The following is a 26,025-nucleotide window of genomic DNA, read 5'->3' as shown; positions in this document are numbered from 1 at the left end:
ACTGGTGTAGGCTCCTAGCGTCTCATTCATTTGTCGCCTAACTGCACCATGAATTATTTAGAGTATAACGCCTAAGATAATTGGCGGTTAAAGGCGTTAATCATTGTCTGAATTATTTTATTATAAGGTAAGTTTTGCTAGGGCTATATACCTTTATTTATTATCATAATGTTAAATTTACTTAGCAAATTAGGCACTATTCATGCGAGCTCAATATTTCCATGTCAATCTTACTCAGTGTGATTATCGAAATGTCAGCCCAATGGGGATGGTAAGACTGATTGCTTGTGAAAAAGTATTTTTCTTTAATCAGGATGATTTTTCAAATAGCGAAATTTTTTTAGAGCGCATACAGCAAGGTGACGCTTTGATAATTTGCGCAGAAGAGATGAACGATGGAAGCTATTGGGTTAAATGGGTTTACCATGAAAAGCATGGTCGTTTAGAGCCTGACAGAACAGTCGGTTTTACTCGAAAGTTAGGAATACAATATTTAGTTTCATTGTTGTTAATGATGCTAATTCCTGCAGTGTATTACTGTTTTATTAATGCAGATGATAGTTTCTTAATGATCATCCTAGTGGCAATTCTAGGTTTAGCAGCTTTCGGCGGGATCGTTCTGTTTGGCCTTGCATTGGCCGAAACCAAATATATTTTAAGTCCAAAACGAAAGCGAATTTTAAAGGCGTTGGATTTGGTTATTGATGGGCAATACCAAAAAAGCGAGCAAGAGCAGGAAATTAACATTCCAGGGATTAAAACCTCGAAAGCCAAAGCCCGTAAATTGCGTCAATCAGTCGATAATTATCGTGATAAAGCGTCACTACTCACCACTCGTGGGAAGGTTAATATTACCTCAACCCTTAGCTTAACCGTTGCAAGAGGGGATACAGAACAAAAGCTTAATCATGTCGGCTTGCAGATTAATAAAAGCCATATGGATGTTTTGGTTTCAGCTAATGAGCCATTATTTAACAACCATAATCTCTTTATTGCCCAAGGTGACGAACTTGAGGTTTTTCATAAAAATATCCAAGCGCATTCAAAAGATCAGGTAATTTTTGGTATTTACAATCACCAAGACGGACTTGCCTATAGCTTGATTGGTAAGGGGGCTCCTCAAGAACGAGGTTTTTATTTCGGGCTGTGGGGGTTCGTTTGCTTACTTTTAATGTTCTTTGTCTTTATGGCCGGAGGGTTATCAATTTCCGAAACCCTAGAGAAAGGCGGATATTGGGATTATTGGGACTGGGTTAATATTGTGGATACAGGTGTGCTATTTATCAGTTTCGCAGTAACGATTTTATTCGGTATCAGTTTTCTTATTGCTTTGTGCGTGGCGATATATTTTAAATTATCTCAGCGTGGAAGTGGGTATTATCAAGCGCAATATATTTTGAAGCATTTACGTCGTAATAATGGCCAAACGGATTATGTGACGGAGGTGCGCTCATGAACCCATTTCTGAGTAAACGTTTTCTCTTTTTGGCTTTGGTGTTTGCACTAAGTCTCGCTTTCACTTTTATTATTTTTATTCGTGCTGGTACGGTTGATTGGCAGTGGAAAAACCACAATGAAAATAGCTTCCCGATTGGTAGTTATGATTTTGCAACAACATTTCCAGCAGAAAATGGGATGCTAATTGTAGCTAAAAAAAGTGGCCGTTCTAATTATTATTACTCTTCTTATAATACTTATATGCCTTCAAGCGAATATGATAACCAGATTTTATTTGCAGATAATAATGGCGTGCATTTTATTACTCATAGCGATCAAAGTTTCTATAATGCGGTTTGTGAAAGAAAACAATGTTTAATGATGTTCAGTGATGGCTATCAAAAAATTAACTTAACTGATTTTTCAGTGAGTGAATTTACACCTTGGAGTAAAAAAACTGGCAAGCTATTTTCAACGTTGATTATGGGAAAAATCTACTTATCTAAAAGCTCTCCTTTCTATGTTGTTGCGGATAATGAAAATATTTTTATCAGTGCTGATAAAGGAATGACATGGGAACATTTTATGAATGTTCGAGATTTAGCCAAGTCATTATATCCTGAAGAAATTGAAGGAAATTCAAATTTTTCTTATGCAACATATCGAGATAAAATAGTGATGTGGTATAGCTATGGCAACCAAATGGGATCATTAGAAGTTATTATGGATATCTCAACAAAACAGGTTATTAGCAGTAAATGGCTGCCTGTCAGGATCAATGAATCAGCACAAAATCGTAATGGTGATATTTTTGTAGTTGCTCAAGAGCCCTCACGTCGCTTATTTTCTTTGATGCAATTTCATACTAATGGTAATTTTGAGGTGATGGCAGAAAGCGGTTATAACCACATGAACAGCTTAGAAGTCGGCAATCAAGGTTTAATTGTTTCGAATATAGTTAGAGGTTCGCAACAATATTTAATGATGGATTTTGCCACGAAAGAGATCCGTTATCGTCCTCAGTTTCCTTTGTATAACAAAATATACAATATGGCGGACCAATCCTTAATTGAAATAGAAAGTACTTATTCGAATGAAGATAAATTAACTAAGGGAGCTCAAGTTTCTTATCAATCTTTGCATTGATACCTAGTGATGGTTTAATGCGTTCTCATTCAAGAAGGATAGGGGAAAACCCTATCCTTTTTGGTCATTATAGTGCGCGTTGTTTAGGTAACAAAATAACCGCGGTAGCTGCGATGACGGCAACGATAGCAAAAGCAATAAAATTCCAGCTAGTGGCAATCCCCAGGCTAGCTATATAAGCACCAAACATAGGGCCTGTCATTGCGCCAATTCGAGAAAAACTGAGGGCCCAACCTGTTGCGGAAGCTCGTGCATTGGATGGATAATAATTGGCAATATAACCCGTTAATATGAGTGCGGCAGAAATACTTCCAACACCTGCAAAAGCCACGAGAACGTAATTCATATAGATATTTTGCTTGAATATCAAGCAACCCACACCGATTGCACCCAGTAAAAAGAAAAATGCGACAGAATTACGTACGCCATATTTATCTGCAATTTTTCCGAGAAATAATCCACCTAATGCGGAGGCTAAACTGAACACAATTAAAAATGTTAAACTAGAGCCAAGGTTATAACCTTCTTTTCGCATAATAGATGGCAGCCAAGTATTTAACCCGTAAACTAATAGCATCCCACAGAATAATGCAACCCAGAAGCAAGCTGTGGCACGCAAATGACGCCAAGCAAATACAACTGCTACAATCTCTTTAATACTTTGTGATTTATGTTGCACATATTCTGAAGATGATTGGTAATCAATGTCGAGTTTTTTAGCGAGAGCTTGAGCTTCAGAATGTAAGCCCTTGTGTGTCAAATATTCTAATGACTCAGGCAGAATACGCGCCATTGGCCAAATAAGTAATAGAGGTAATGCACCAAATGCAATCACGCTACGCCAACCAAAGTGTTCTAATAACCACATTGCGACGAGCGCGGCACTTAATATACCTAATGAATATCCTGAATACATAATTCCATAGTTAAAAGAGCGTTTTTCTGTTGGGGAATATTCAATCGTGAGTGCCGCTGCAACAGGAATAACTCCTCCTAAACCAATGCCACCAATAAAACGCATTAAACCAAAAAGCCAAGGCGTTGGTGCGAATGCTGCGCCTAACATGGTCAATGAAAATAAGGTAACACAAGCGAGTAACATGCGGCGCCGACCATACAATTCACTCAAAGTACCGATGATAAACGCGCCGAAAAACATCCCAACAAGCGCATAGCTACTCAAAGCACCTAGTTCTAGAGGAGATAAATTCCACTGTTTATATTCAGCAAGTGTAGGTAAAACTGCCCCCATAACACCGACATCATAACCTTCAAATAAAATACTCATCCAACAAATGAGTAAAACTTTAGATGTTGTTTTTGTAGAACCAAATGATTTCACTGCGATTGTTTGCATTGTCATGGCTAACTCTCTTATGGTGAGGGTTTGATTTTTTTAATTACAAGCCTATTTCTTGAGTCCAAGGTGACTTAGTTACACTCAACGTTTCTAAGGTAAAGTACAATGCTTAATGTTAATTAAAGGTTAAATTAATGCAGGAAATGGATATAGTTTGCAGTAAATCTGCACATGCAAGATGAGAAAGGTCTCTTTCCAATGACACATTGAAAAAATAGACAACTTTAACTTATTATATGGAAATATAACCGCTAATTAGGAAATTATAATTAGAATCCAATAAATACAGTTAATACTATACATTACTAATTATACGTGGCCATATTAGATATCATCACTAAAGATTACTAATTAAATCATTTCCTCTAAATCTATCAATACATAATCAAACGGTTGATTTTATTTTGGAAAACCATTTTAGTAAACCCTAGTTACTTTATGAATACTATAGTAATTGAAAGTAAAACTAAATATAAGATAAAAAATAAGTAATCTTGACTAGATTCGGTTTTTCATTTAATGCAAAATAACAATGCAAAAATTAATTCTAATTCTAATTTTCTTTTAATTGAGATAGCTAAATGAATATATCCAAAATCAGCATTGCATCAATTTTTATTGCAAGTGCATTATTAACCGGTTGTGCTAAAGAATCTTCTCGTTCCTTAGCCGTAGAAAAAGTTGCAACATATAACACGCAATATTCAGGTCCTAAAAGCCCAATATCAATAGGGAAATTTGATAATCGTTCTAGTTATATGAATGGCATTTTCTCTGATGGCGTTGATCGCTTAGGTAATCAATCTAAAACTATTTTGATGACACATTTGCAGCAAACGGGGCGTTTTAATGTATTAGACCGTGCAAATATGCAAGAACTTAAAGAAGAAGCTGGAATTAAAGGCCAATCGCAACAGTTAAAAGGTGCAACTTACGTGATTACTGGTGATGTGACTGAATTTGGGCGAAAAGAAGTAGGAGATCGCCAATTATTCGGTATTTTAGGGCGTGGAAAATCACAAGTCGCTTATGCCAAAGTTAATTTAAACGTTGTTAATGTTCAAACATCTGAAGTGGTATTTTCTTCACAAGGTGCTGGTGAATATGAATTATCAAATAGGGAAGTGATTGGTTTTGGTGGCACAGCCAGTTATGACTCAACTTTAAATGGCAAAGTATTAGATTTAGCAATTAGGGAAGCTGTAAATAACTTAGTTTCTGGTATTGAAAGTGGTGCATGGCAGCCAGCTAAATAAGGGAATAACATGAAAATTAAATTATTGGCTGTTTTAGCCGGTACTATTTTATTAAATGGCTGTGCTAATGAACCAAAACCGCTATATCACTGGGACGGTTATCAAACAACGGTTTACCAATATTACCAACAAACAGAAACTGGCTCTCAAGAACAAATTCAAGCTTTGAAAAAGAATTTGGAAATGAGTAAAGCAAATGGTTTGGCAACTCCACCGGGGCTGCATGCGCATTTAGGGTTATTGTATTCAACAACCGGAGCGATTGATCTTGCAATGCAAGAATTTACTGCAGAAAAAGCATTGTATCCAGAATCTGCGGCTTACATGGATTTTCTCATGAAGAATAAAGGAAAAGTAAAATGAAACATTTACTTATAGTCTGTGGATTGATAATGACATGGTTATTAACGGGGTGTGCTCAGCCAACGAAAGTTGATTACACGGCATTTAATCAAAGTAAGCCCAAAAGTATTCTGGTACTGTTACCACAAAATAGCTCACCAGAAGTACAAGCCAGTCATGGATTATTATCACAAACGACGCTTCCTTTAGCTGAAGCGGGTTATTATGTTTTCCCTGTTGCTGTTGTTGAAGAAACATTTAAGCAAAATGGGATAACAAATGCGGGCGATATTCAGGCTGTTCCACCTGCAAAATTGCGCGAAATTTTTGGTACTGATGCAGTACTTTATTTGAATATTACTGAGTATGGTACAAGTTATCAGGTCATTTCTAGTGACACTCGTGTCACCGCGGATGCGAAATTGGTTGATGCCAGAACAGGGACATTATTATGGAGTGGCTCCGCGACGGCATCGAGTGCTGAAAATAATTCTTCCTCAAATGGTATTATTGGAGCATTAGTTTCAGCGGTTGTTAACCAAATCGTAGATACAATGACGGACAAAAGCTATGCAATTGCGGGTATAACAAGTGTCAGGTTATTATCTGCAGGTAAGCCTAATGGTATCTTATATGGGCCTAGATCACCTAAATATGGCAAAGATGCTCAGTAATTATTAATTGATTGAATAATGGGTAAAATAAAAAATATTTTACCCATTTAACTTAAGTTGAAATAAATTTAAGTTAAATTAACCTGTCTAATTATCTAATTACATTATTTATGCCTATCTTAATTGGTGTGATTAAGCGAAAAATCATCATATTAAATTCTTAATTTGATATAGAGATTAATACTGTGATTTGAGTCAAGTTGTTCTGGCCTATATCAAGAATAGTGTGATATAGGTACAATATTATGACAATGGCGATTACTTTGGTAATACAACTGTTATATATATAATAGCAGTCGGTTGTACTAATTCCTCGTTGATAGGAGTCATAGTATGTTCTTGTTAAACGAATCACTTATATCAAGGTATTTCTTCTATATGAAGAAATGGTTCAATATTGATATTTCCTTAGCCTTCTTCTTTCCAAATAAATAACCTTTCTTTTTTCTTTCCTTAAAGTTTTTTTAACTTATTTCATTATAGGTTAAATCTCTAATATTTATTATTTAATGAAAAATTAAAGGTATTATCATGGCTAAAAGAATTGTAGAACCATTCCGTATTAAAATGGTAGAAAATATCCGTATTCCATCAAGAGAAGAACGCGAAGCAGCGCTAAAAGAAGCTGGATATAACCCATTTTTACTGCCAAGTAGTGCGGTTTATATTGATTTATTAACTGACTCAGGCACCAATGCGATGAGTGACCACCAGTGGGCAGCAATGATCACCGGTGATGAAGCATATGCAGGATCTCGTAACTATTATGATTTAAAAGATAAAGTGAAAGAGATGTTTGACTATGATTATATCATTCCTGCTCACCAAGGTCGCGGTGCTGAAAATATGTTGTTCCCTGTATTATTGAAAGTTAAACAGGAACAAGGCGGCGCAAAAAAACCTGTATTTATTTCTAACTTCCACTTTGATACAACCGCAGCGCACGTTGAATTAAACGGTTGTAAAGCAATTAATATTGTTACCGAAAAAGCCTATGACTCGGATACTTATGATGACTGGAAAGGTAACTTTGATATTCAAAAATTAAAAGATAATATTGCAAAGCATGGTGCAGAAAACGTTGTGGCTATCGTTTCTACAGTAACTTGTAATAGTGCGGGCGGTCAGCCAGTATCTATGGCTAACCTAAAAGAAGTTTATGAAATTGCAAAACAACATAATATTTTTGTTGTTATGGACTCTGCGCGCTTCTGTGAAAATGCGTATTTTATTAAAGAACGTGATCCTAAATATAAAAATTCTACTATCAAAGAAATCATTCTCGATATGTATAAATATGCTGATGCATTAACAATGTCAGCGAAAAAAGACCCATTATTAAATATTGGTGGGTTAGTCAGTATTAAAAATGATGAAAAAATCTTTACCTTAGCAAGACAGCGTTGCGTACCAATGGAAGGTTTCGTGACTTATGGTGGTCTTGCAGGGCGTGATATGGCAGCAATGGTACAGGGGCTTGAAGAAGGGGCTGGAGAAGAATATCTGCATTATCGTATTGGCCAAGTTAAATATTTAGGTGACCGTTTACGTGAAGGTGGTATTTCAATTCAGTATCCTACAGGCGGCCATGCGGTATTTGTTGACTGTAAGAAACTTGTTCCACATATTCCAGGTGATCAGTTCCCAGCTCAAGCGGTAATTAACGCACTTTATTTAGAATCAGGTGTTCGTGCGGTTGAAATTGGTTCATTCTTATTAGGCCGTGATCCTGAAACGGGTAAACAAAAACATGCTGATATGGAGTTTATGCGATTAACGATTGCTAGACGGGTTTATACCAATGACCACATGGATTACATTGCAGATGCTCTGATTGGCTTAAAAGATAAATTTGCAACCCTAAAAGGGCTAGATTTCGAATATGAACCGCCAGTATTAAGACACTTTACTGCGAGATTAAAACCAATTAAATAATAGGTTGTTCTTATGGTTCCCGTGCAATGCGGGAACCTCATCCTTATTCTTAAGGTAAACACCATGAATAATTCGGCAGCCAAGAAAGAACCCTCCATAATGGTAGGGGGTTTTGTGCTAGGCGGTGCCATGATAGGGGCAGGAATGTTTAGTTTGCCTACTATTATGGCAGGAGCTTGGTTTATTAACTCTGTAGTTATTTTATTAATTGTTTGCTTTTTTATGTTTCACTCTGGAATATATATTCTAGAATGTATATCAAAATATGGTTCAGGAACGAATTACTTTTTTATATCTAAAGAACTATTACCAAAATGGGCATGTTACATTGCCAATATAGCATTAATATTTGTACTTTATATATTAATATATGCCTATATATCTGCAGCAGGTTCAGTTATTAAAGAAGCCGCTGCCATTTACGGATACAGCATAAATCTAAGATTGATATTTATTTTATTCACCTTAATCTTAGGCGCGAGTATTTGGTGGAGTGGTATCGGGGCAAGTCGTTTAACATCACTATTTTTATTTATCAAAATAATTTTGTTTGTACTGGCTTTCTCTGGACTATTTCTTATTGTTAAAACAGACTTACTGTTAACCTCACCAGTAGAAGGTGGGCAAGCATCATTACTACCATTTGTTTTTATTATTATTCCCTATGCAATCACATCTTTTGGTTATCATGGTAACGTTTGTAGCTTATATAAGTTATACCATGAGAATGAAAGAAAGGTTGTTAAGAGCTGTATTATTGGTTGTGTTTTGGCATTGGTTCTCTATTTTCTATGGATATTAGGAACGATGGGAAACCTACCTAGACCTGAGTTTTTAACTATTATCAATAAAGGTGGTAATTTAGATGCATTTATTGAATCACTATATGCAGTACTCAATAGCAAAAATATCGCAACATTCTTACTGTGGTTCTCTATTAGTGCTGTATTTTGTTCATTCTTAGGCGTCGCAATTGGGTTATTTGATTACATTCTTGCTTCGTTGAATTTTAAGGACAACCCATCGGGTAGAATGAAATCTGCATTATTATGCTTCTTGCCACCACTTATTCTTTGCATGTTATTCCCAAATGGTTTTTTAATCGCTATAGCTTATGCAGGTATGGCTGCATGTATCTGGGCAATTATTTGCCCTGCTGTTATGGCATTAAAAGTAAGAGAACGTTTTCCTGATTCTAGATTCAAAGTGTGGGGCGGAAAAGGGTTAATTTATGCCGTTATCGCCTTTGGAGTCGTCGGCATTATTTGCCAATTGTTAGCGCAGTTTAATTTGTTACCGATATACCGTTAATTTTTCAAAACACAGGCTGTAAAATAACTGTAAAGGTACAGTGAGGGTTCGCTGTACCTTTTTTCCTATCCAACGATACGATGGTTTGTGGCTAATATTGAAAGATGACGGTTTTTTTAAAATACATTTTAATATTTTGTCCTTGATAAACAATGGGCTTAAAGACCATTTTTTTAATCGCTTTAACCGCTTCTTCTTTAAAACCTAAATCAGGAATTTTATTATTTAGTATTTCAACGGACTCAATTTGACCATCTAATCCAACTAATAGCCGGAGTTGTACTTTAACCACTTTTGTATAACCTAAAGAGCGAGCCTCTTTCGGATACTTAGGGGTTGCATCCTGTAAAATTGTATAGGAAATACCACTCGAACCGAGTGCAGTATAACTTCCATCACCATTATCCGAAAATTGGCTATTACCAGATAATACATTATTCCCTTTACCACTTTGATTACTCTCTGAAGCGGATGGGTTTGCGGAAGAATGATTTTCAGCAGTTAAATTAGATGGCATTTCTTTAGCCGTTTCTTGTGAGCCTTGTTGCATCTTATGGCTTATCTTATTAGCAATAAGTTGATTTTCTGTGTTATTTCGAGAGTTATTGTTCAGTAATTTACTTTGCTTTTCTTGTTTTTTTCCTTGTACGGACTGACTGATTTCCGGTTTTGTATTTACTTTTGTTTTTTGCGTGAGTAAAGGCGATTCAATCGTGTTATCAACGGGAACATTCACTGGAATCAATGAATTTTTAAGTTGAGCTTTTGAAGGTATTTTACTTTCATTCGGTTGAGACTTGCTAACCTGCTTCTGTTGGGAAGCAGCTTCAGCCTTCGAGGGGGATTCTGATACAACTTCTTGTAATTGCGCTTGTTTCTTACTACTTTGTTCTCCTGTGCCCCCTGAAGAGCCCATTGCTCCCCCTAGAGATAAAGTTATCGTTTCCGTCCCTTCCACTATAGGTACCGCCCTACCTATTTGTAGGGCGATAAACATAATGACAATGATATGGATAACGAGTGACAGCGCTAAAGCAAGTTTATAACGAAAAAACGGGTGTATAGTCACTGAAACGTTTCCTGTTTAAATCAGTAGGTAGCTTTAATACCTGCGAAGAATGAGCGCTCATTTCCAGGAATCAATGAACCATAACCTGCAGTAACATAGTCGTAGTAAGTTTTATTCATTAAGTTAGTGACGCCACCATATAATTCGATATGTTCAATTGGTGTGTAACGAACACTGAGGTCAATGAGCTCACGTGATTTAACAACGCCATCTTCCTCTTTATTGGCATCAGAAAGGAAATTATTGTACGAACCGTAATAGGTGTACTGAATATCTCCCGATAAATCTTCGGTGAAGTCGTATTTTACTTTTAGCTTAACGGAGTGCTCTGGCACTTTAGTTAAACCACTTTTTGTGTAATCAATGGTATTTTTGCCGTTTTCTTCCAAAAACTGACGGCCATGGTTGTTATAATCAGAACGCCCTCTGAGCCATGAATAGGATTCTTGGAAAGTGAAATCACCGAGTGTCTGCTGGAAGTCAACATCAGCTCCCCAGCGACGAGTTTTTAACAAGTTCATTGTCTTCGCATCATTGACGCTAGTGAGATAAATACGATTTAGCTGGTTATTCGTATTGGATGTCCAGAACGTGACATTGACAGTACTAAACGCTAATTTGTCTCTTAAACCGACTTCAAATAAGTCATATTTTTCATCTTCGGCCTTAGTGGGAGTGTAAATTTTCTCACCATTGACGACAGATTGGTCGCTGATTTGCAAGCCATCGGGAAGGGTGTAGCCTCGTTCGTATCGCCCATAAATTCGGCCAGTATCGCGATAAAGGTAAGCAAGAGAAAGTTCAGCTGCGGTATTCCAACGGTCTGAAGTACCAGACCCATTTACTGTGCCACTTTTATCAAATGACCATTCCGACAATTCACGTCTCAACCCTTGAGTAAATACAAATTGATCTGATTTTAGGCTGTTAAGGACATAAATTGCCTTTGTTGTTTTATCATAATCAAAATTATGAGGAACCCCATAATATCGGCCTTTACTGTCTTTTTTATAGCTCCCAATATAATGAATAGAAGCCTTTTGTTTTGCATAATCTACGCCAAAAAGTAGATTGCTATCATCGAGATAGCCGATATCTAATTTGATTTTTGTTCCATGGCTTTTTTGATTAACTTTTTGTTCCCAGTTGGCATTATTAGTATAAAAACCATCAGTGTAGAAAACATCTGTAGCAAAATTGAGTTTTTCAGTAAGTGCATTTTGGTAACTTAAATTATAGCTATCGACTTCGCGGTCACCGATCAGATAACCGCTGATTGTTTTTTTAATTAGTTTACCATTCTCATCAATACCGACAGTGACGGTTTTGTCTGGTGGAACGTAGTCTTTACCATACTTTTTGATATTACGTGATGTGAGCGTTTTCACGTATTGAGAACTTTCAGTGAGATGACTTCCTCGTAACATGAGGCTTTGATCTGGGGTAAGATCCCATCTTCCACCTAATGAATAATATTCTGAATTACGGTAGGTATCTTTATAGTAAAGATCACGATTTAGTTTACTGGCAGTACCTAAAATTGAAAACTTATCATTAACCCGAGCGCCCAAATTGGCATTTAAGCGATATCCTTCTGAGTTCCATTCAGATAAAACACTTGTTTTTGGATCAGCCATACTTCTCAGATTTGAAGTGATATTAATGACGCCACCGGCAGTCCCTGAGCCGTAAATAACGCTTCCACCACCGGGAATGATCTCAATACGCTCAAGTTGTTCAACGGGAATAATATCGTAGTTAGTGGTATAAGGGTGATTTGCTAATGTGGTAATTGGAGCCCCATCAAGTAATACTTGTAGGTTACGTTGTGAGGTTTCAGCCCCTTGTCCCCGCAAGTCAATATTACCTTGTCCAGAGGTATCGACACTAATACCAGGAACGGATTTAAGCACATCAGAGATTGTGCGGTTTCCTTTGCCTTGAATATCTTCTTTTGAAATAACAATAATTTGTTTGGTGTCTCGTAAACGTTCTATTTCAACATAGTCAGGTCGTGCATAACTATCTTGTAGCTCAATAGCATCAGTTGTTTCTTGAAGTTGTGGTGATTCAAGTTCTTTATTGGCTGCATGTGTCGTAAAAGAAAGTGTTGATAAAATAATGAAACAAATAAAACTTGGCTTAAATTTAACCATATTGTTTCCAACGGAGGAAATGTTTTTCATTGGAGTAGGCTTGCCTTTTGTAATGATAATGCAAATGATAATCAATCTTATTATATTATTGTTAGTTTCAAGATCAATTAATTTAAACAAATTTATTCTGTAGCTAATTATTTGATTTAAGTGAAAATAAGCTGTTGACTTATCGGAGTGTCTAATTGAGTGGGTAGCAATTTTTGCACTAGGTTAGGTGTGATAATAGCGATAAGGATGGTTCATTTACCCAGGTTGGATGTTTGCATTTAGCGATCTACTTCAAATTCCTCATATTAATCTCAAATTTTTATTATTCTTTGATTTCCAAAATCAAATAGTAACCCTTTTGAAATATAAGTGCTTTTACTTATTTTGGGTAAAAATCAACCAAATACAGTGGTTAAAATATTTCTCTATAGTGCCGATAAAGTTAAATATCCTTATTTTATCCCAGCGAAAGAGAAATTCTATGCAGAAACTTCGAAATTACTCAATCCGCACTGTGGTCTTCGTATTATTAAGTATTTTGTGCCTGATCTTGGGGGGAACGAATGTATACAGTGGTTGGTCACTATCACGTATCGCAGATGGAAATGACATCGATAGACAATTAGTGCAGCAAATGACGGTAATTAGTCAGGGAAATGACCAATATTTTCGTTTTGTCACTCGGTTAACCCGAGTAATGGAAAGTAAAAGTGAAGGGAAAACGGTGGATTATGGCCCAGTCAAAGAGGCGATGTCCAATATGGAAAAATATTTAGAGCAGATGAAATTGATTTCCCCTGGGCCAATGACGCCTGAAATAGCAGAACAGGTAATTAATAACTGGCAAGCACTACTTGATGATGGGGTAAAACCTCAATTAACCCTTAGTATGGAAAGTGATGCCAATAAATATTTATCTCACGCCCACAATGTCACTCCTGCATTGAGCCGAACGTTTGGTGCATCAATTCAAAAATTCAACCAAACTGCAGAAGAGTTGATTAGCCAAGCTCGAAATCATGTTGATAACGTGATGGATATTACGCGAATGGTTATGATTATCACGGCAATATTAGGGATCTTCATGCTCATTTTTACGGATCGCTATATGGCAGAGATGATGCAAAAACCATTAGGCTTATTAAGGCAGCATTTTATCGATATCGCCAAAGGCGATTTAAGCCATCCTATACAGCCATTCGGAAATAGTTGTGTAGGAAAATTGTTTCCAATACTTGAAGGGATGAGAAAAGACTTAAGTGAATCGGTCAATTCAATCCGGCAAGGAAGTGAAAATATTTATCTGGGAGCAAGTGAGATTTCAAATGGTAATAGCGACCTTTCATCACGAACAGAAGAGCAGGCCGCTGCTTTGGAAGAGACAGCTGCGAGTATGGAGGAAATTACCGCAGCAGTTCAACTGAATATGGAAAACACACATCAAGCTAATCAACTTGTAGGCGAAGCGTTTGTGGCCGCTAATAAAGGGAATAGCATTGTTGATTCGGTTGTCGTGACCATGACTGAAATCTCTCAAAGCTCACAGAAAATCGCTGATATTATCAACATGATTAACGATATTAGTTTCCAAACTAATATTTTGGCGCTCAATGCTTCCATCGAAGCCGCTCGTGCTGGTGTGCATGGACGCGGCTTTATGGTAGTCGCTGCAGAAGTACGCAAGTTAGCGAGCCACAGTGCGGAAGCTGCGATGGAAATTGAACGGCTTATCGCAGATTCAGGAACTTGCGTACAAAAAGGAACGGGGTTGGTGAATGAGATGGGGAAAACGATGGAGCATATTTTACAGGGAGTCAATGAAGTGACTGCAATTATGGCGCAAATCACGGTGGCTTCAGAAGAGCAGAGCAAAGGGATAGCCCAAGTTGGGGTCGCTATTACACAGATGGACGGTGTTACGCAGCAAAATGCGGCTTTAGTTGAGCAAGTGGCTACAGCGGCCAGTTCATTAGCGGAGCAAACGCAAGAATTACAACAAGCTGTTCAGCAGTTCAGTTTATCCACCCAAATGGCCTAGCACATTATTTTGGCAACTAGCCATTATTTTTGCAAATAAAAAGCCCTCACTGCGTTACAGTGAGGGCTCACAAAAACACTGCATTAACCGACTAGGATTAGTTCATGCCGTATTTTTTCAGTTTCTTACGCAGAGTTCCGCGGTTGATACCCATCATCAGGGCTGCACGGGTCTGGTTTCCACGGGTATATTGCATAACCATGTCCAACAAAGGCTGTTCTACTTCAGCCAATACCAGCTCATATAAATCATTAACATCTTGATTATTTAATTGAGCAAAATAGTTCTTCAGTGCTTGCTTAACTGAGTCACGTAACGGTTTTTGAGTTACTTGATCTTGTGAATTTACAGTAGCAACGGTTAGTACGTCAGAATTTACGCGTTGTTCGAACATAGTTCTGTCAGCTCTTATCTTTATTTACGCAAAAATTTTCAAAAAATGCCTCCAACACCTCCAGCTGTTCGCTGGCATCCTCAATGGTGTTGAATGAGCGCCGAAACTGGTCATCAGGTGCATGTTCTTTTAAGTACCAAGAAACATGTTTGCGCGCTATACGGGCTCCTTTGCCTTGACCGTAAAAGTCGTGCAATTCCTGTACATGCGCTAGCATAATACGCCTTACCTCTGCCACTGGCATTGGTGGCAATATTTCACCTGTGTCCAGATAATGCTGGATTTCCCGGAAGATCCAAGGTCTTCCCTGAGCCGCTCTGCCTACCATCAAGGCATCCGCCCCTGTGTAGTCTAAAACAGCCCTGGCTTTTAGCGGGTCAGTAATGTCGCCATTGGCAATAACCGGAATGGTAACAGTCTGCTTAACTGCCCGAATGTTGTCGTATTCAGCTTCCCCATTAAACAGACAGGCTCTAGTTCTGCCATGAATAGTGAGAGCTTGAATGCCGCAATCTTCGGCCAATTTGGCAATCTCTATGCAGTTTCGCTCTTCAGGTGACCAGCCTGTGCGGATCTTAAGGGTAACTGGCACATCCACTGCTTTGACGACACCTTCAAGAATCGATTTCACGATTTCTGGGTAGCGTAGCAGTGCAGAGCCTGCAAGCTTACGATTCACTTTTTTAGCTGGACAGCCCATGTTGATATCAATGATTTGAGCGCCACTCTCAACGTTAATTTGAGCCGCGGCAGCCATTTCATCAGGATCATTGCCAGCTATTTGCACGGAACGAACCCCTAGTTCATCGCGATGAACCATTCTGAGTCTAGATTTGTCGGTCTTCCAAACTTGAGGATTAGAAGAAAGCATCTCTGATACTGTCATCCCAGCACCCATGTCATAACAGAGCGACCTAAACGGCTTATCTGTAATGCCTGCCATGGGGGCAGCAATAAGACAGTTTCTCAACTGATATTGTCCGATTCGCATAACTAAATGGGGGCCATACTGTGACTGCAAGGGCGCGTATATTACGCATTTTTTACGAGATATGAAAGGACAAACTTTGAGCAAACGGTTATTTATCACTAATTTTTTTATCTTGCATTTTTGCAATTATTAAATTAGTTATATTTAACAAATAGTTAAGTTCATCCTATAACGATTTATTAAAATAACGGTTGTGCTGTTCAAATCTCGTGCAGAACAGATTATCGCCAGCTATTGAGCAATATTTGAGCTATAAGATAATCTATTCTGGCGTTGTTTTCAAAGAAATTATTCTCTAATTTTAATAAAAAAACTCACTAAAAATGCTTGACACCCGTAATCCGGCACCATTCTTCTTTTTCAGCAACAGGGTCGATTTCAAAAGTGGAACGATAAGCATCAGCCACTCCTTCTGCTTGAGTGGCGAGCACGCCAGAAAGTCCTAATAACCCACCCGGACGAGGTAGAACGCTAATCATAGGGGCGAGTTCACGCAATGGGCCAGCAAGGATGTTAGCAACCACGACATCAGCTTGTAAGTCATCAGGCTGGTCTTTTGGTAGGTATAGAGATAAACGCTCTGAAACACCGTTACGCTGCGCATTATCGCGGCTTGCAGTGATAGCCTGAGGGTCGATGTCGATCCCAATCGCGTGAGCAGCACCTAATTTTAAGGCAGCAATCGCTAAAATACCGGATCCACAACCAAAGTCGATCACGGTTTTACCTTCGAGATCAAGACTGTCTAGCCATTGAAGACACAATGAGGTCGTTGGATGCGTACCAGTACCAAAAGCAAGGCCAGGATCTAACATTACATTGACAGCGGTCGGGTCGGGCACATCGCGCCAACTTGGGCAGATCCACAAACGTTCCCCAAAGCGCATTGGATGAAAATTATCCATCCATTCTCTTTCCCAATCTTTGTCTTCTAATTGTTCGATTTTATGGATAAAACCTGCACTCAATAGAGGACTATTTTCTAGTTGAGCAACGACAATTTTCATGTCGGTTTCTGCGTCATATAGGCCAATGACATCGGTATCACCCCAAAGGCGGGTTTCCCCCGGAAGCGGCTCAAAAACGGGCGTATCGTGGCTGTCTTGAAAAGTGACGGATACCGCCCCTGTTTCTATCAGTTCATCGCCAAGCGCTTCTGCCTGTTGAGCGGTGGAGTTAATTTTAATTTGGATCCAAGGCATTATTTTTTCTCTATTTATTCGTTTATGTCAGGTTGAGCAAAATCACTTACCTATAATAGGCGTTAGTGCGTGCTAGTTACCTGCTCAATTGGCGTCGATTGTACGGGATTTTTACCGAAAAGGTTACCCACTAAGAAAGCCACAAGGCTAAAAACCAGTGAGGGAACGATGGCATGGAAACCCATGATCTCAATTTTAAAGCTAGCCAGTATGGCATAACTGACGCCTCCGACGACCATCCCACTGATAGCGCCTGTTCCATTGGCTTTTTCCCAATATAGCCCGAGGACTAATGGCCACAAGAAAACAGCTTCTAAACCACCAAAAGCCAGTAAATTCAGCCAGATAATCATCTGAGGCGGGTTCCATGCTGCAACTAAAAGCAATGCACCTAAGACCAAAGTGGAAAGGCTAGAGATGCGCGCAAGACGCTTTTCATTTTTGATTTGTGTTGGCACGGTATTTAGATAGATATCTTTTACGATGGTTGCCGAAGATTGCAGTAGTTGTGCGTTGATCGTCGACATGATCGCAGCCATTGGTGCCGCTAGGAAAATCCCTGCTGCGAAAGGTGGCAGCACTTGCACCATCAAAGTTGGGATCACTTGGTCTGGGATCGTCAGGTCAGGTAAAATTGCGCGACCGAGTGCCCCCGCAAAGTGCATGCCAAACATCAGCATGGCCATGACGATCGTTCCTAAGATAATTCCACGGTGAACCGCTTTACTGTCTTTATATGAAATACAACGTACTGCGGTGTGAGGTAAACCAATCACCCCAAAACAGACTAAAACCCAAAACGAAGCTAAAAATGGCCCGCTTAAAATGTCATCTGCACCTTCAGGCGATACCAATTTAGGGTCTATGCTATGCATTTTTTCTATCGCGGCAGGTAAACCACCTGCATGGTAAATAATCGCGATTAACAGGATCACCGTACCTAAAAGCATTACAAGCCCTTGCAGCGCATCATTTAGGACACTGGCCCTAAACCCGCCAATTGCGGTGTAGAGTGCGATGGATACCCCAAAAATCATTAACCCATAAGTATATGGAATACCTGCTGCGGTTTCTAATAGGCGCGCCCCACCAATAAATTGCACCGTCATGGCGCCAAAAAAGGCAATGAGCAGGCTGACACTGGCAAACCATACTAAAAACCGGCTTTGATAGCGTGCATACAGCATATCGTTAAGCGTAACGGCATTATAGCGACGCGCCAAAATAGCAAATTTTTTACCTAGCACGCCAAGGGAAAGCCAAATCGCAGGCAGTTGGATCATCGCCAATAGCACCCAACCTAGGCCATATTTATAGGCAGCACCTGGCCCACCAATAAATGAACTCGCACTGATATAAGTCGCTGTGATGGTCATCGCAAGGACAAAGCCGCCCATTGAACGATTACCTAAAAAGTATTCATTTAAGAACTCGCCTTTTGTTCGTTTTTTATATGCATAAATGGATAGCAAAAAAACGAGAGCTAGGTAGCCGACGAGAGGCAGGAGAACTTCAATCTGCATCATTCTCCTCCAGAGAAATGTCTTTAAAAATCAGTTTAACCATCATTATGCAGAGCAAAATAAAAATGATGGGTAAGATGAGACAAGACCATTCAAACCACAGTGGTAGTCCTGTAACTCCAAGCGTGTTGTCCGGTAGGTAGGCACTAATAACCCAGCCAATTAGATAGGCGATAGTCAAATAAAATGACCAGCGTGCTTCTTTATTTGATTGAAGAAAACGTTTATCCACCCGTTCTTCCCCTTCATTCCCATAAAAAAATAATCAGCAATTGTACGATAATCCGCAGGCTGAGTGTGAAAAATACCAGAAGAAAAGTGCAATAAAGCGTATTTAACACAAAAAAATACCGCAACGCAGCGCGTTACGGTATCGATTGACGATGAGCCAAACAGGTTATCGCTGACTTATTCAGCAATCCCCAGTTTTTTCTCTAAATAGTGGATATTAGTGCCACCTTTTTGGAAGTTTTCATCGCTCATAATCATTTGGTGCAATTCAATATTGGTTTTAATACCATCGACGATTAATTCGTTTAATGCATTTTTCATACGAGAAATAGCGATTTCACGAGTTTCACCATAAGTAATTAATTTACCAATCATTGAGTCATAATACGGAGGTACAGTGTAGCCTGCGTAAATATGAGATTCCCAACGTACACCAAAACCACCTGGTGAGTGGAAACGGGTGATTTTACCTGGACTTGGGATGAAGGTATTCGGATCTTCTGCGTTGATACGACACTCAACAGCATGACCATGTACCACGATATCTTCTTGCTTCACAGATAATGGTAACCCAGAGGCAACACGCAGTTGCTCTTTAATCAAGTCTACACCCGTGATCATTTCAGTGACTGGGTGTTCAACTTGAATACGGGTATTCATTTCAATGAAGTAGAACTCACCGTTTTCGAATAAAAATTCGAAGGTACCTGCGCCGCGATAACCGATTTCAATACATGCATTAGCACAGCGTTCACCGATATTACGGCGAATTTCCGGCGTAATGCCTGGAGCTGGTGCTTCTTCAACCACTTTTTGGTGGCGACGTTGCATTGAACAGTCACGCTCAGCTAAGTAAACCGCATGGCCTTGGCCATCAGCCATGACTTGAATTTCAATATGACGTGGGTTTTCAAGGAATTTTTCCATGTAAACCATATCATTATTAAAAGCGGATTTCGCTTCAGCACGCGTCAAGTTGATAGAAGATTCTAAATCTTTCTCATTGCGTACCACACGCATACCACGACCACCACCACCACCAGATGCTTTGATGATGACAGGGAAGCCGATACGTTTCGCGATGGCTTTATTTTTTTCAGTGTCGTTCCCTAATGGGCCATCAGAACCCGGAACGCAAGGTACGCCAGCTTTTTTCATCGCGTTAATCGCAGAAACTTTATCACCCATTAGGCGGATGGTTTCAGCTTTTGGACCGATAAAAACAAAACCAGAGTTTTCAACTTGTTCTGCGAAATCTGCGTTTTCAGCCAAGAAACCATATCCTGGGTGAATCGCTTGAGCACCTGAAATCTCCGCTGCGGAAATAATCGCAGGGATATTTAAGTAACTTTTTGCTGATGCTGCTGGGCCGATACAAATTGTTTCATCAGCCAGTAACACGTGTTTTAGATCGCTATCTGCCGTAGAGTGAACCGCTACTGTTTTGATGCCGAGTTCTTTACAGGCACGCAAAATACGTAATGCGATTTCGCCACGGTTAGCGATAACAATTTTTTCCAGCATGGAAACGCCTCGTTATTCGATGACAACTAATGGCTCGTCAAATTCTACTGCATCACCGTTTTGCAACAGAATGGCTTTAACAACGCCTGCTTTATCTGCTTCGATTTGGTTCATCATTTTCATCGCTTCAACGATGCAAAGTGGGTCACCAACGCTGACCGTTTGGCCAACTTCAACGAATGATTTCGCTTCTGGGCTTGGCGCGCGGTAGAAAGTACCGACCATTGGTGAGCGAACCTGGTGACCTGCAACTGCTGCAGGTGCAGCTGGCGCTACCATCGCTTCAGATGGTGCAACCGCATTAGCCAGAGCAGGTTGCTGTGCAACCGGTGCTGAGTAATATTGTTGAGGTGCAGCCATAACCTGAGAAGCAGGTGAAACGCGGCTGATACGTACTGACTCTTCACCTTCAGAAATTTCCAGTTCAGAAATGCCAGACTCTTCGACCAGCTCGATCAGCTTTTTAATTTTACGAATATCCATGGATATGATTCCGTACTCTTATATTTGGATTGAATTAATTAGGCGCAGACGGTTAACCGCTGCCTGTAAAGCAAAACTATAACCATCAGCACCTAGACCACAAATTACACCGATTGCTTTATCGGAGAAATAAGAATGTTGGCGAAATGATTCCCTAGCGTGCACATTAGACAGGTGGATCTCGATAAACGGGATACTCACCGCGAGTAATGCATCACGTAGTGCAACACTGGTATGTGTGAATGCAGCCGGATTGATGAGAATAAAATCAACATCATGACGTGCAGCATGAATTTTATCGATGAGTTCAAATTCTGCGTTTGACTGAAAATGACTCAGTTTTACCCCTAGTTGACTAGCCTCTGCCCCAAGGTTGGATACGATATCGGCAAGAGTTTGGTTGCCGTATTTATCGGGTTCCCGTGTACCTAGCAGGTTTAGGTTTGGCCCATTCAAGAGTAAAATGTGAATATCTTCTGCCATTATGCTGCTAACTCCGACGATATTATCAATAGCCCGACAACATAACGCGATGCTAAGCGTTTGTCATCTTTTATCATAAAAATAAATGGATTTTCTACTGACAAGGTTCGTCATTATAATTATTTCGTGACATATAGCAGCAAAATACTGGTCTTATCAGAGAAAATACCCGAATTTATTTTAGAAAATGTGCGGTAATCCCTATTTAGGCGAAAGTACCGCGACAAGTTGGTGATTAACCTCGCAGGTTAACTAGCGTACGCCCAGTCACTTCATTTTTTAAGAGTTTTTTTGCATATTCGACAGAATCTTCTAACGTGATCTCATTGCTGACTTGCTCATAGAAAGAAGATGGGAGAAGTTCCGTGAGCCGTTGCCATACTTTAGGACGATTTGCAGCAGGGTAGTAAACGGAATCGACACCTTGTAACCGAACATTACGTAAAATAAATGGCATGACACTGGTCGGTAAATCGAAGCCACCGGCTAAGCCACAGGCAGCAACAGCACCATTATAATGTGTTTGTGCAAGAAGATTGGCGAGCAACTCACCGCCGACAGTATCAATTGCACCGGCCCACAGTTGTTTGTCTAATGGTTTAGCGGGATGAGTGAAATCACTACGAGGTAATACCCTCTTGGCACCTAAACTTTGCAGGTAGCTGCTGTTTTCTTCACGACCTGAAATCGCGACAACGTCATAACCTAATAACGCAAGTATTTGCACAGCGGTGCTGCCAACTCCACCACTTGCTCCACTAACAATGATTTCACCTTTATCTGGTGTCACACCTGCGTCTTCTAAGGCGTTTACGCAGAGCATAGCGGTAAAGCCGGCAGTGCCAATTATCATTGCTTGCTTTAAAGATAAATTTTCTGGCAGGGGTGTTAAGTATTTGGCCGGGACTCTGGCTTGAGAGGCTAAGCCTCCCCAATGTGTTTCACCAACTCCCCATCCAGTGAGTAGCACATGTTGGCCAACTTGGAAGCGCGGGTCTTCACTGTGATGGATCACGCCTGAAAAGTCGATACCGGGCACCATTGGATATTGGCGAACAACACCTGCTTTTCCACAAATGGCTAATCCATCTTTATAATTGAGTGTGGACCAATGAATATCGACTATAATATCTCCGGCTGGAAGCATTTCTGTAGTTAATGGTTGAATGCCAGAGACGATTTTTTCGTCAGTTTGTTGTAGGACGAGAGCTTTCATCTTTCACTCCTATATAATGATTAAATATGTATTTTGAAAATTACTAAAATTTGAGTGCATTTCATTGACGTAGTAACAGTATTTAAGCTATTAATATTGTAATTAATTTGTAAAAATTTATTTTTTTCTGGCATAAATAGGCTTTTATCATGCAAAATATCGCAACCTGACGGCTTCATTTTGTATATTGACATAAATTTGCCGCGTTTCTGGTAGATAATAGAGCGAACACTCAGCGAATTCACCCAATTTGTATTGGAAATAGCCAGTGTGTAGCAATAATAAAAAGAACTAAATAATATTTGAACTTGTTGCCCCAATAGCTTGTCACACTGGGAAGAAAAAGATGGAGTATATAACAACCAAAGAGTAGGAATTTTTTTGTATATTTTTATCCTGTCGGTAAAAATACAATTAATCTCTGTTTTTGGGGTTTTTATCTGCTTCGTTTATATAAGAAGCATGTACAGTACGGTACGTGAAAAATAGATGAATTAACCATATTTGTAGAAGCAGCTCATTAACGCCTTGAGACCGCTTCAAGTGGTTGGTAGAGTAGACGGGTTTAAATTCGTCCCCAGCTTGCAGGATAACTCTTTCGTTATGTTTAAAAAATTTCGTGGCATGTTTTCTAATGACCTGTCTATTGACTTGGGTACGGCCAATACCCTTATTTATGTCAAAGGACAAGGCGTAAAATTAAATGAACCCTCTGTAGTTGCTATTCGTCAAGACCGCTCTGGATCGCCAAAAAGCGTTGCTGCTGTCGGTGGTGAAGCGAAGCAGATGCTGGGACGTACACCAGGTAATATTTCGGCAATCAGGCCAATGAAAGACGGTGTTATCGCTGACTTTTTCCTGACAGAAAAAATGTTACAACACTTCATCAAACAAGTTCATAGCAACAGTTTTTTACGCCCAAGCCCGCGAGTGCTTGTTTGTGTTCCCGTTGGTGCAACACAAGTTGAGCGTAAAGCCATTCGTGAGTCGGCATTAAGTGCAGGTGCGCGTGAAGTCTTCTTAATTGAAGAACCGATGGCTGCGGCGATTGGTGCTGGGTTGCCTGTATCAGAAGCGACGGGTTCAATGGTTGTTGATATCGGTGGCGGTACAACAGAAGTCGCTGTTATTTCTTTAAATGGCGTTGTTTACTCTTCATCTGTACGTATTGGTGGTGACCGTTTCGATGAGTCCATCATTAACTATGTACGCCGTAATTATGGCTCACTAATCGGTGAAGCGACAGCCGAGCGCATCAAACATGGGATTGGCTCTGCATTCCCGACAGATGAAGTCTACGAGATTGAAGTTCGCGGTCGTAACCTTGCAGAAGGTGTGCCTCGCGGATTTAAGATGAATTCAAATGAAATTTTAGAAGCACTGCAAGAACCGCTTACAGGAATTGTCAGTGCAGTCATGTTAGCACTTGAACAGTGTCCTCCTGAATTGGCCTCAGATATCTCAGAACGCGGTATGGTCTTAACAGGTGGTGGCGCGCTTCTTCGTAATTTAGATCGCCTATTGATGGAAGAAACGGGTATCCCTGTTATCGTTGCTGAAGATCCTCTAACTTGTGTCGCTCGTGGTGGCGGTAAAGCGTTAGAAATGATCGATATGCACGGTGGTGACCTGTTTAGCGAAGACTAAATGGCCTTTTAGAAACAGTTGGAGACGGTTCTCCAACTGTTTTGACTATTTTTTGTTCCTCTGACATTAGCGAAACTTAGCCACACATGAAGCCAATTTTTAGGCGAGGTCCATCCCTACAGTTACGCATTTTTTTTGCGGTAATCATTGCACTTGTACTGGTGGTGATTGACCATCGTTTCGAGCCTTTCAATAAAGTCCGTAACTACTTAGACACGGCGGTTAGCCCATTCTATTTTTTAGCGAATGGCCCTCGCCAATTCCTAGATAATATCTCTGAAAGTTTCTCTTCAAGGGACCAACTGCAATTTGAAAACAAAGCGTTACGCCAAGAGTTATTACTGAAAAAAGCGGATAACTTACTTTTAGAGCAACTTAAGCAGGAGAATGCGCGCTTAAGGGAGTTGCTTGGCTCGCCACTTCGTCAAGATGAACACATGATGGTAACGCAAGTGATTTCAGGGGCAAATACACCCTATCGTGACCAAGTGGTTATAGACAAGGGCAGTAACGAAGGGGTGTATGAAGGGCAGCCCGTTATTAGTGATAAAGGCGTTGTTGGCCAAGTGGTTGGGGTGAGTAACTTTAATAGTCGTGTCTTGTTAATTTGTGATACTGCTCATGCCTTACCTGTACAAGTATTACGTAATGATGTACGTGTTATTGCGGCGGGTTCTGGATGTGCCGATGATCTACAATTAGAACCGTTACCTGAAAATACCGATATTCGTGTTGGTGATGTTCTCGTCACATCGGGGTTAGGGGGGCGTTTCCCTGAAGGGTATCCAGTTGGGGTGGTATCAGCTGTAAAACATGACACACAACGAGCTTATACGATCATTAGCGCGAAGCCGAGCGCTGAATTACAACGTTTACGTTACCTGCTGTTATTATGGGGAAATGATAACGATCCTAAAACGCCACTACAGCCTTCGGAAGTTTATCGTGCGGCAAATGAACGCTTAATGAAAGTTTTGCCGCAAGTATTACCTAACCCGAATGAAATTCAGGGGCCTCCATTGCCACCATCAATGGCTCCGACGTCACAACCATAAGTAGAGGAAACACAGTATGGTTATGGGCAAGAGAGTAAATTAGCATGGATGAGTATCGTGGAAATGGCCGCGCCATTATTTGGTTATCATTTTTTATTGCGTTGATTTTACAAGTCATGCCTTGGCCGGAGCAACTCAGTTTTTACCGACCATCATGGCTTCTGTTGATTCTCACTTATTGGGTGATGGCGTTACCACACCGAGTGAGTGTTGGCACAAGCTTTATCTTAGGGATTATCGTTGATTCCATTCAGGGCTCCGCACTAGGAGTGCATGCTCTCTCTTTTAGTATTATTTGTTATCTCGTCTCTTATAAGCACCAGCTGTTGCGCAATATGGCGTTGTGGCAGCAAGCGTTGGTGATTATGTTGCTTACTATCATTCAAGATCTTGCTGTTTTTTGGGCTGAATTTCTATCATCACAAGTATTATTCCATCCGCAAGTATTTTGGAATAGCTTAGTGAATGGTATTCTATGGCCATGGCTATTTTTGCTTTTACGTAAAATTCGCCGGCAATTTTCAGTATGTTAGAGTGCTAGTTGTCGGTCTGACTGGGAAT

23 protein-coding genes are annotated in these 26,025 nt (G+C 39.9%); 11 read left to right on the top strand and 12 right to left on the bottom strand.

Translation table 11 applies throughout. From position 1 onward, the window contains the following. Window positions 1–202 precede the first annotated feature (202 nt). Together PSF67_RS01315 and PSF67_RS01310 are read left to right on the top strand one after the other, a co-directional pair. Window positions 203–1,456 carry a hypothetical protein gene (locus PSF67_RS01315; protein ID WP_241098781.1) on the top strand — a complete coding sequence of 418 codons (1,254 nt, stop codon included), beginning with the start codon at window positions 203–205 and terminating at the stop codon, window positions 1,454–1,456. After that, window positions 1,453–2,583, top strand: coding sequence for a hypothetical protein (locus PSF67_RS01310; protein ID WP_206276874.1), 1,131 nt, complete (start codon window positions 1,453–1,455; stop codon window positions 2,581–2,583). The genes PSF67_RS01315 and PSF67_RS01310 overlap by 4 nt, the downstream gene beginning before the upstream one ends. A gap of 67 nt (window positions 2,584–2,650) precedes the next feature. Here the strand turns inward: PSF67_RS01310 and PSF67_RS01305 are convergent, their stop codons facing one another. Continuing rightward, window positions 2,651–3,946: an MFS transporter gene (locus PSF67_RS01305; RefSeq protein ID WP_166264292.1), complete on the bottom strand. Its 1,296-nt coding sequence runs from the start codon at window positions 3,944–3,946 to the stop codon at window positions 2,651–2,653. Window positions 3,947–4,524: 578 nt separating this feature from the next. On the opposite strand from PSF67_RS01305, the gene PSF67_RS01300 reads away from it, so the two are divergent. The 5 genes from PSF67_RS01300 (at window position 4,525) to PSF67_RS01280 (ending at window position 9,461) form a co-directional block, all read left to right on the top strand. Next, on the top strand, window positions 4,525–5,199 hold the full coding sequence (locus PSF67_RS01300; protein ID WP_102137964.1) for a CsgG/HfaB family protein: 675 nt from the start codon (window positions 4,525–4,527) through the stop codon (window positions 5,197–5,199). Window positions 5,200–5,208: 9 nt separating this feature from the next. After that, complete coding sequence (locus PSF67_RS01295) at window positions 5,209–5,562, top strand: DUF4810 domain-containing protein (protein ID WP_272676413.1); 354 nt, start codon at window positions 5,209–5,211, stop codon at window positions 5,560–5,562. Beyond that, a complete protein-coding gene (locus PSF67_RS01290) occupies window positions 5,559–6,215 on the top strand; it encodes a DUF799 domain-containing protein (RefSeq protein WP_102137962.1) in 657 nt (218 codons plus the stop codon). Before PSF67_RS01295 ends, PSF67_RS01290 begins: the two co-directional genes overlap by 4 nt. Before the next feature lie 531 nt (window positions 6,216–6,746). After that, window positions 6,747–8,150, top strand: a complete 1,404-nt coding sequence (locus PSF67_RS01285) for a tryptophanase (protein WP_102137961.1) — start codon at window positions 6,747–6,749, stop codon at window positions 8,148–8,150. Between the two features lie 63 nt (window positions 8,151–8,213). Continuing rightward, a complete protein-coding gene (locus tag PSF67_RS01280) occupies window positions 8,214–9,461 on the top strand; it encodes an aromatic amino acid transporter (RefSeq protein ID WP_102137960.1) in 1,248 nt (415 codons plus the stop codon). Window positions 9,462–9,552: 91 nt separating this feature from the next. Here the strand turns inward: PSF67_RS01280 and PSF67_RS01275 are convergent, their stop codons facing one another. Together PSF67_RS01275 and PSF67_RS01270 are read right to left on the bottom strand one after the other, a co-directional pair. After that, the gene (locus PSF67_RS01275; RefSeq protein ID WP_272676412.1) at window positions 9,553–10,377 is read right to left on the bottom strand and encodes an energy transducer TonB; all 825 of its coding nucleotides are present in this window, start codon (window positions 10,375–10,377) and stop codon (window positions 9,553–9,555) included. A gap of 173 nt (window positions 10,378–10,550) precedes the next feature. Continuing rightward, window positions 10,551–12,686: a TonB-dependent receptor gene (locus PSF67_RS01270; protein ID WP_229597481.1), complete on the bottom strand. Its 2,136-nt coding sequence runs from the start codon at window positions 12,684–12,686 to the stop codon at window positions 10,551–10,553. A 472-nt stretch (window positions 12,687–13,158) separates the two neighbouring features. On the opposite strand from PSF67_RS01270, the gene PSF67_RS01265 reads away from it, so the two are divergent. Continuing rightward, the gene (locus PSF67_RS01265; protein ID WP_272676411.1) at window positions 13,159–14,715 is read left to right on the top strand and encodes a methyl-accepting chemotaxis protein; all 1,557 of its coding nucleotides are present in this window, start codon (window positions 13,159–13,161) and stop codon (window positions 14,713–14,715) included. 97 nt (window positions 14,716–14,812) lie between these two features. Here PSF67_RS01265 and fis read toward each other — a convergent pair whose 3' ends face one another. The 9 genes from fis to acuI form a co-directional block, all read right to left on the bottom strand. Further along, complete coding sequence (gene fis, locus PSF67_RS01260) at window positions 14,813–15,109, bottom strand: DNA-binding transcriptional regulator Fis (RefSeq protein WP_004258438.1); 297 nt, start codon at window positions 15,107–15,109, stop codon at window positions 14,813–14,815. Between the two features lie 7 nt (window positions 15,110–15,116). Further along, a complete protein-coding gene (gene dusB, locus PSF67_RS01255) occupies window positions 15,117–16,100 on the bottom strand; it encodes a tRNA dihydrouridine synthase DusB (protein ID WP_102137956.1) in 984 nt (327 codons plus the stop codon). 317 nt (window positions 16,101–16,417) lie between these two features. After that, window positions 16,418–17,302, bottom strand: coding sequence for a 50S ribosomal protein L11 methyltransferase (gene prmA, locus PSF67_RS01250; RefSeq protein WP_102137955.1), 885 nt, complete (start codon window positions 17,300–17,302; stop codon window positions 16,418–16,420). 62 nt (window positions 17,303–17,364) lie between these two features. Beyond that, the gene (gene panF / locus PSF67_RS01245; protein ID WP_272676420.1) at window positions 17,365–18,825 is read right to left on the bottom strand and encodes a sodium/pantothenate symporter; all 1,461 of its coding nucleotides are present in this window, start codon (window positions 18,823–18,825) and stop codon (window positions 17,365–17,367) included. After that, entirely contained in the window at window positions 18,815–19,057 is a 243-nt protein-coding gene (locus PSF67_RS01240) for a DUF997 family protein (protein ID WP_102137953.1), read from the bottom strand. Before PSF67_RS01240 ends, panF begins: the two co-directional genes overlap by 11 nt. 176 nt (window positions 19,058–19,233) lie before the next feature. Further along, on the bottom strand, window positions 19,234–20,580 hold the full coding sequence (accC, locus tag PSF67_RS01235; RefSeq protein WP_102137952.1) for an acetyl-CoA carboxylase biotin carboxylase subunit: 1,347 nt from the start codon (window positions 20,578–20,580) through the stop codon (window positions 19,234–19,236). A gap of 12 nt (window positions 20,581–20,592) precedes the next feature. Continuing rightward, entirely contained in the window at window positions 20,593–21,063 is a 471-nt protein-coding gene (accB, locus tag PSF67_RS01230) for an acetyl-CoA carboxylase biotin carboxyl carrier protein (protein WP_102137951.1), read from the bottom strand. An 18-nt stretch (window positions 21,064–21,081) separates the two neighbouring features. Then, window positions 21,082–21,546: a type II 3-dehydroquinate dehydratase gene (gene aroQ, locus PSF67_RS01225; protein WP_102137950.1), complete on the bottom strand. Its 465-nt coding sequence runs from the start codon at window positions 21,544–21,546 to the stop codon at window positions 21,082–21,084. Between the two features lie 235 nt (window positions 21,547–21,781). Continuing rightward, the gene (acuI, locus tag PSF67_RS01220; RefSeq protein WP_272676410.1) at window positions 21,782–22,762 is read right to left on the bottom strand and encodes an acrylyl-CoA reductase (NADPH); all 981 of its coding nucleotides are present in this window, start codon (window positions 22,760–22,762) and stop codon (window positions 21,782–21,784) included. 603 nt (window positions 22,763–23,365) lie between these two features. Between acuI and PSF67_RS01215 the strand changes: the two genes are divergently transcribed. The 3 genes from PSF67_RS01215 (at window position 23,366) to mreD (ending at window position 25,997) form a co-directional block, all read left to right on the top strand. Then, window positions 23,366–24,409, top strand: coding sequence for a rod shape-determining protein (locus PSF67_RS01215; RefSeq protein WP_004908213.1), 1,044 nt, complete (start codon window positions 23,366–23,368; stop codon window positions 24,407–24,409). 86 nt (window positions 24,410–24,495) lie between these two features. Beyond that, complete coding sequence (gene mreC / locus PSF67_RS01210) at window positions 24,496–25,464, top strand: rod shape-determining protein MreC (protein ID WP_102137948.1); 969 nt, start codon at window positions 24,496–24,498, stop codon at window positions 25,462–25,464. A gap of 44 nt (window positions 25,465–25,508) precedes the next feature. Continuing rightward, entirely contained in the window at window positions 25,509–25,997 is a 489-nt protein-coding gene (gene mreD, locus PSF67_RS01205) for a rod shape-determining protein MreD (protein ID WP_004258382.1), read from the top strand. Window positions 25,998–26,025: the final 28 nt, after the last annotated feature.

It is taken from the genome of Providencia sp. PROV076, from assembly GCF_028483405.1.
Taxonomy (GTDB): Bacteria; Pseudomonadota; Gammaproteobacteria; order Enterobacterales; family Enterobacteriaceae; genus Providencia; species Providencia huaxiensis.
Note: the sequence above shows the minus strand (reverse complement) of the source record. Positions and strands in the feature narration are given on the sequence as shown.

What these genes read in the sequence shown, in the direction of transcription:
- PSF67_RS01315 (WP_241098781.1), top strand. Translation starts at nt 203, where the DNA reads ATGCGAGCTCAATATTTCCATGTCAATCTTACTCAGTGTGATTATCGA.
- PSF67_RS01310 (WP_206276874.1), top strand. Translation starts at nt 1,453, where the DNA reads ATGAACCCATTTCTGAGTAAACGTTTTCTCTTTTTGGCTTTGGTGTTT.
- acuI (WP_272676410.1), bottom strand. Translation starts at nt 22,762, where the DNA reads ATGAAAGCTCTCGTCCTACAACAAACTGACGAAAAAATCGTCTCTGGC.
- mreC (WP_102137948.1), top strand. Translation starts at nt 24,496, where the DNA reads ATGAAGCCAATTTTTAGGCGAGGTCCATCCCTACAGTTACGCATTTTT.
- fis (WP_004258438.1), bottom strand. Translation starts at nt 15,109, where the DNA reads ATGTTCGAACAACGCGTAAATTCTGACGTACTAACCGTTGCTACTGTA.
- PSF67_RS01290 (WP_102137962.1), top strand. Translation starts at nt 5,559, where the DNA reads ATGAAACATTTACTTATAGTCTGTGGATTGATAATGACATGGTTATTA.
- PSF67_RS01305 (WP_166264292.1), bottom strand. Translation starts at nt 3,946, where the DNA reads ATGACAATGCAAACAATCGCAGTGAAATCATTTGGTTCTACAAAAACA.
- PSF67_RS01270 (WP_229597481.1), bottom strand. Translation starts at nt 12,686, where the DNA reads ATGGTTAAATTTAAGCCAAGTTTTATTTGTTTCATTATTTTATCAACA.
- PSF67_RS01275 (WP_272676412.1), bottom strand. Translation starts at nt 10,377, where the DNA reads ATGGGCTCTTCAGGGGGCACAGGAGAACAAAGTAGTAAGAAACAAGCG.
- accB (WP_102137951.1), bottom strand. Translation starts at nt 21,063, where the DNA reads ATGGATATTCGTAAAATTAAAAAGCTGATCGAGCTGGTCGAAGAGTCT.
- prmA (WP_102137955.1), bottom strand. Translation starts at nt 17,302, where the DNA reads ATGCCTTGGATCCAAATTAAAATTAACTCCACCGCTCAACAGGCAGAA.
- PSF67_RS01285 (WP_102137961.1), top strand. Translation starts at nt 6,747, where the DNA reads ATGGCTAAAAGAATTGTAGAACCATTCCGTATTAAAATGGTAGAAAAT.
- PSF67_RS01300 (WP_102137964.1), top strand. Translation starts at nt 4,525, where the DNA reads ATGAATATATCCAAAATCAGCATTGCATCAATTTTTATTGCAAGTGCA.
- panF (WP_272676420.1), bottom strand. Translation starts at nt 18,825, where the DNA reads ATGCAGATTGAAGTTCTCCTGCCTCTCGTCGGCTACCTAGCTCTCGTT.
- dusB (WP_102137956.1), bottom strand. Translation starts at nt 16,100, where the DNA reads ATGCGAATCGGACAATATCAGTTGAGAAACTGTCTTATTGCTGCCCCC.
- aroQ (WP_102137950.1), bottom strand. Translation starts at nt 21,546, where the DNA reads ATGGCAGAAGATATTCACATTTTACTCTTGAATGGGCCAAACCTAAAC.
- PSF67_RS01265 (WP_272676411.1), top strand. Translation starts at nt 13,159, where the DNA reads ATGCAGAAACTTCGAAATTACTCAATCCGCACTGTGGTCTTCGTATTA.
- mreD (WP_004258382.1), top strand. Translation starts at nt 25,509, where the DNA reads ATGGATGAGTATCGTGGAAATGGCCGCGCCATTATTTGGTTATCATTT.
- PSF67_RS01280 (WP_102137960.1), top strand. Translation starts at nt 8,214, where the DNA reads ATGAATAATTCGGCAGCCAAGAAAGAACCCTCCATAATGGTAGGGGGT.
- PSF67_RS01295 (WP_272676413.1), top strand. Translation starts at nt 5,209, where the DNA reads ATGAAAATTAAATTATTGGCTGTTTTAGCCGGTACTATTTTATTAAAT.
- accC (WP_102137952.1), bottom strand. Translation starts at nt 20,580, where the DNA reads ATGCTGGAAAAAATTGTTATCGCTAACCGTGGCGAAATCGCATTACGT.
- PSF67_RS01215 (WP_004908213.1), top strand. Translation starts at nt 23,366, where the DNA reads ATGTTTAAAAAATTTCGTGGCATGTTTTCTAATGACCTGTCTATTGAC.